The sequence below is a fragment of the Mesorhizobium sp. M2A.F.Ca.ET.037.01.1.1 genome (genome assembly GCF_003998075.1).
Classification (GTDB): domain Bacteria; phylum Pseudomonadota; class Alphaproteobacteria; order Rhizobiales; family Rhizobiaceae; genus Mesorhizobium.
On sequence record NZ_RZSA01000423.1, the window covers coordinates 1 to 5,278 of the forward strand.

Consider the following 5,278-nt stretch of genomic DNA (forward strand, 5'->3'; position numbering starts at 1 on the left):
TCACAGGCCTGCGCCGTGGCGATGTAGGCCCACGGCGACGGATGGGCGATCGTGAGGCTCTCGGCATGCGAACTCTTGCCCGAGCGCGCACCGCCCAGGACCAAAGTTAATTTGCGATCGGAAGCTTTGTTGCCGCTCGCGGCTGTCGCGCCGGTCATTCGCTGTCTTGGTCCTTAGATGAAATCTTGCGGCAGCCAACGGCTGACGGGGCGCGACTTTAGGCAGAAGCACAACCACCGGCAAACCAATTTCCGCCGTGTCCCGGCGCGATTGCGGCAAGCGTCTCGGCGCTAAGAAGCGGCGATCCGCGCCGCGACCAGCTGCTGCAGCCGCCACAAATGAGCGTCGTGGATGCCGCGCAGCTCGAGATTCCTCACGGTGTTGTAAAGATAGTCGGCGCCCGAGCCCCAGTGGCCGCAGGACGTCGCGAGCCTCTCGACAACATCCTCCTCGGTGAGCGGGCCGGCATAGGTAGTACCCTGCCGGTTGATAACGAAGGCCAGCGCCCGCAACGGACCGGCATCGCTCGTCATATTGATCAAGCGCGGATGATAGCTGGTCGGCTTCAGCGTCGCCTCTCGCCGCAGCAGCCTGTCGAGTTGCTCGCGCCGGTCGCCATCGCCGAGCCGAAAGGCGACGCCCTTGCATTGTCCGCCACGGTCCAGCGCCATCATCAGGCCCGGGCTTTCCTTGGTGCCGCGCCAACGCGTCATCTTCATGCAGAAGGACCTGTGCCAGCCGCGCAGCAGGGCCACCCGCTCCTCGACATGCTCGATCTCGGGTTTCCAGATCAGGGAGCCGTAGCCAAACAGCCAAAGCGGTTCGTCGGCGGGAAGCTGAGCCTCCAGCATGCGCACCATTGCGTCATAGTCCGCGTCATCCAGATGCTCGGCGTCAGGATCGGGCCCGCTGTCCTCGACAACGCGAAAGCAGCGGGCGACCAGTTCCTCGGTAAGCGACATGGTTCTTGGCAGCATGCGCGCGACCTTAAGGTTCCTGCGCCGGCGCTACAATCCGCGAGGGCCGGCAATTGACAACAGCTTTGCCCGGGTGTCGGCTGTCGTCACCCGGAGAAGCCGATGCAGCCCAATCCGAGCGAACGCGATCCTTACAACGGCCTGACCAGCCTCCAGCCGACCTTGCCGTCGGCGGCCTATTGGGATGCCGACGCCTACCGGTGCGATCTGGACGCCATCTGGTACCGAAACTGGCTGATGGTCTGCCGAGAGGCCGATCTCGCCGAGCCGCTTGCCTTCCGAACGGTCCGCATCGGCAGCCAGGAAATCTTAGTTCTGCGCGACGAGACCGGGGCCTTGCGCGCCTTCCACAACACCTGCCGGCATCGCGGCTCGCAGCTTTGCCAGGACAGCGCCGGGCGGCTGAAGGCCAGGCTGCTGACCTGCCCCTACCACGCATGGTCCTATTCGCTGCGCGGCGATCTCGTGCGCGTGCCGTCGAAATCGCTGCCCGAGGGCTTCGACAAGGCCGACTATCCGCTCTATCGCGTGGCGCTCTCGCTCTGGCGCGGCTTCGTCTTCATCAACCTCGCCAAGGAGCCCGAAGGCTCGGCGGAAAGCTCGTTCGATCGCGCCTCCGGCGATCTTTCCAATTGGCCGCTGGAAACGCTCATCACCGGCCACCGGCTCACCAAGGTGATGAATTGCAACTGGAAGATCTTCTGGGAGAACTTCAACGAGTGCCTGCACTGCCCGGGCGTGCACAAGGATCTGTCGCGGCTGGTGCCGATCTACGGCCGCGGCCTGATGGCAAGGCATGACGATCCCGAATGGGCGCGCCACGCCGACAATGACGATCCGGAATTTTCCGGCCGCCTGCGCGCCGGCGCCGAAACCTGGTCGCGCGACGGCCACGTCCATGGCCCGGTCTTCCCGAGCCTGACCCCGGCCGAACGCGCCGCGGGCCAGATCTATGCGACCTCATTGCCCTCGATGTTCATCGTCGCACATGTCGACTACATGCGCACCGTGCGGCTCGCCCCGCTCGGCCCAGAGCAGACCGAGCTCACCGCGGAATGGCTGTTCGCGCCGGAAGCGCTGGGAAAGACCGATATCGACAACATCGTCGCCTTCGGCACGCAGGTGCTGGAGGAAGACGCCGCGATCTGCGAGGTCAACCAGAAAGGCCTGCGCTCGATACGCCACGAAGTCGGCGTGCTGATGCCGGAAGAATACGAGCTGCACCGCTTCCACAACTGGGTACGCGGCTGTCACGCGGCGTTCAAAACGCCTTTGGCAGATAGCGCCAGGTGACGAAGCCGCAGAAGGCCGCCAGGATGCCGAGCGTGACGAACACCGATCCCAGGCCGAAGAAGGTGAGCACCACCGAATAGACGAGCGGCGGCGTCAGCTCGGAGAAATCGAGATAGGTGCGGTAGACCGCCGCCATCTGCGCCTTCTCGTACGAACGAACCGAGCGCATGAAGGCGGTTGAGCCGAGCGCGTCGAGGGCGATGGTGAAGAGCGCGCCGAAGAGCAGCAGCGCGGCCGTGAGCAGCGGAGCGGCCTCGCCGATACCGCCTGCCGCGAACAGCATGGCCGCCATGGCGAAATAGGCGAAGGTCATGACCCGGCGCCCGCCGAAACGCCTGCCGGCCCTGCCCCAGAAGATCGCCATGAACAGAAGCGCATTGCCGGCTGAAACCAGCAGGCCCCCGGCAAGCTTGCCCTCGCCGGTGATCACCATGAACAGCGGGCCGTAGACGAAGAACGTCGTCCAGAAGCAGGAGCGGCCGAAGGCGATCAGCCATGCAAGCCTGAGCCTCGGCTGCTTCACGAAGCGGCCGATATTGGCGAGCGGATTGCCGGGACGCGACTTGCCGGGCCGGATCGACTGGTTGTCGCTCAACCGGTAGAACCAGAACAGGCAAAGCAGCGCGAAGGCAAAGACCACGACCGCGCCATGCGCGGCATAGATGCCGAAATGCGTGTAAAGGAAGATGCCGAGCGTCGGCCCGCCAGTCCAGGCAAACATCGACCAGGCCATGCGCAGCGATTCCGCCTGCATGAAGTCGGTCTTGCGGATGTGGTCCATGATGTAGAGGTTGAGCGTGATCGACAGCGCGCTCGCCCCCATGACGCGGCAGAGCATGCCGGCGAGCTGTCCGGGCAGCGTGTGGGTGACGAAGAAGGCGGAGCCGATCGACAGCAGCACGCAGCCGGCCGTGTAGACCCATCGCCGCGCGAAGCGGCGGATCAGCATCGGCATGAACAGCGTCACCGAAAGGCCCATCAGCGACACGATGGTGTAGAGGATCGAGACGATCCGCTCATTGTGCAGGATCTCGTAGGCTTGGATCGGGATCACGCTGGAGATCGTGGCGCGGGCGAAGGATTCCATCGCATAGAGCGAGGCGAAGGTGCGCGCATCCGCCGGCCGCAGGGCCGGAAGCCAGATCGGATGGCGCACATGGGTGGACATCGGCCCTCCGGGACGTGAATCGCTCCCCAAATCTGGCCGGACCAGCAGCCGACCAGTAGCAGGAAACCGACCCCCGGAGGCCGAAAAGCGAAGCCTGCCAAAGGCTTTCCGCCGCTGGCCTAAAGCGAAATTTCATGGCTGCCATGAAACGCATTGATGGCGCCTGCTTCTGTCGTCGGCTTGAACCGTGATAGTCGTTTGGCACGACTGAATCGGATTGCCTGACGATGAGCCTTCAAACGACCAGCGAACCCGTTCAGGACGCGACCAAGCAGGGCCGTATCGCCGCCTTCGACATCCTGCGCGGCGTCGCGCTGATCGCGATGGCGAGCTACCACTTCACCTGGGATCTTGAGAATTTCGGCTATACCGCGCCCGCTTTGACCGCATTCGGCTGGTGGAAATTCTATGCGCGCTGCATCGCCTCGACCTTCCTGTTCCTGGTCGGCGTCAGTCTCTTCCTCGCCCATGGCCGCCAGATCCGCTGGCCAGGCTTCTGGAAGCGCTTCGCCATGGTCGCCGTGGCGGCGATCGCCATTTCGGCAGTCACTTATTTCGTCACGCCGGACGGTTTCATCTTCTTCGGCATCCTGCACGAGATCGCGCTCGCAAGCCTGCTCGGCCTCGCCTTTCTCAGGCTGCCCTGGCTGCTGACGGCAATCGTCGCTGCCGCTGTCATCGCAGCTCCCTACTATCTGCGGTCGGAATTCTTCGATCATCCGGCGCTGTGGTGGGTCGGCCTCTCCGCCACAAACCCGCGTTCCAACGACTATGTGCCGCTCTTTCCCTGGTTCGGCGCAGTGCTTGCCGGCATCGCCGCGGTCGAGCTGGCTTCCGTCACAGGCCTGCTTGCCCGGCTGGGGACATGGATACCGGGCCGCTGGTCGAACCCGCTGACCTTCATCGGCCGCCACAGCCTCGCCTTCTACCTCATCCATCAGCCGCTTCTGTTCGGCTCGGTCTGGCTGTTCTCGCAAGTCATGCCCGCCGCCCCCCAGGACAAGGAGGCCGGTTTCCTGCCGGCTTGCCAGGCGCAGTGCGAACAGCAGCGCGACAGCAAGTTCTGTACGAGCTATTGTGGCTGCATGCTGGACACGCTGAAGGGCGAAGGGTCTCTCGACAAGCTCTACGCCAACGACCAGTCCAGCGTCTGGAAATCGCACCTGTCCGATCTTGCGGAAACCTGCACCGCCGCGACCGAGGACCAGATGCAGGGAGGGCAGCAATGACGGGCATCGCAAAGCCCAGACACGGGATCATTCCCTGGCCGCCGATAATCTATGTCGTGGCGATCGCAGCGAGCGTCGTCCTCGGCATGCTCTATCCGCTGCCCTGGATCGGCGACATTTTTGGCGATCTCCTGTTCGGCGTCGGCTGGGTGGCACTGTTCGGCGTCGCCATGCTCTGGATCACGGCCATCCGCGCCATGTTCAAGGCCAGGACGACGCTCGACCCCAATGCCGAGCCCGACCACCTGGTGACGTCGGGTCCTTTCGGCATTACCCGCAACCCGATGTATCTCGCCAACACGCTGCTCTTGATCGGCGTCGCCTTCATCACCGGCATCGCCTGGTTCCTGATCTTCGCCTTCCTCGCCGCCTTCGCGACGCAGAAGCTGGCGATCGAGAAGGAGGAAAAGATCCTGGCGGCGAAGTTCGGCAAGAAATATCGGGACTATGCCAAGCGGGTCCGGCGCTGGATTTGAGGTTGAGTGGCCTGGCGATTAGCCTGAGCGTTCGGGACGTCGTCATCCTCGGGCTTGACCCGAGGATCCATCGCCGTGACCTCCGTCATAGAGCGCAACGGCGCAGAATTCTGCAATCGTTGCACGCCTTAGCGT

The 5,278-nt window shown here is 63.8% G+C and carries 6 protein-coding genes; 3 read left to right on the forward strand and 3 right to left on the reverse strand.

Annotation, left to right across the window (positions count from 1 at the left end):
* A partial coding sequence (locus EOA27_RS20350) for a bifunctional adenosylcobinamide kinase/adenosylcobinamide-phosphate guanylyltransferase (protein ID WP_189562066.1) occupies positions 1-158 on the reverse strand: 158 nt, incomplete at its 3' end.
* Positions 159-290: 132 nt separating this feature from the next.
* On the reverse strand, positions 291-977 hold the full coding sequence (locus tag EOA27_RS20355) for a gamma-glutamylcyclotransferase (protein ID WP_126082134.1): 687 nt from the start codon (positions 975-977) through the stop codon (positions 291-293).
* 102 nt (positions 978-1,079) lie between these two features.
* Between EOA27_RS20355 and EOA27_RS20360 the strand changes: the two genes are divergently transcribed.
* Positions 1,080-2,270, forward strand: a complete 1,191-nt coding sequence (locus tag EOA27_RS20360; RefSeq protein WP_126082133.1) for an aromatic ring-hydroxylating dioxygenase subunit alpha — start codon at positions 1,080-1,082, stop codon at positions 2,268-2,270.
* On the opposite strand, the gene EOA27_RS20365 is transcribed toward EOA27_RS20360, so the two are convergent.
* Positions 2,239-3,438, reverse strand: coding sequence for an MFS transporter (locus EOA27_RS20365; RefSeq protein ID WP_127256996.1), 1,200 nt, complete (start codon positions 3,436-3,438; stop codon positions 2,239-2,241). The two genes, EOA27_RS20360 and EOA27_RS20365, sit on opposite strands and share 32 nt — an antisense overlap.
* A 227-nt stretch (positions 3,439-3,665) precedes the next feature.
* On the opposite strand from EOA27_RS20365, the gene EOA27_RS20370 reads away from it, so the two are divergent.
* Together EOA27_RS20370 and EOA27_RS20375 are read left to right on the forward strand one after the other, a co-directional pair.
* The gene (locus EOA27_RS20370; protein ID WP_126082131.1) at positions 3,666-4,667 is read left to right on the forward strand and encodes a DUF1624 domain-containing protein; all 1,002 of its coding nucleotides are present in this window, start codon (positions 3,666-3,668) and stop codon (positions 4,665-4,667) included.
* A complete protein-coding gene (locus EOA27_RS20375; protein ID WP_126082130.1) occupies positions 4,664-5,143 on the forward strand; it encodes an isoprenylcysteine carboxylmethyltransferase family protein in 480 nt (159 codons plus the stop codon). The genes EOA27_RS20370 and EOA27_RS20375 overlap by 4 nt, the downstream gene beginning before the upstream one ends.
* Positions 5,144-5,278 lie beyond the last annotated feature (135 nt).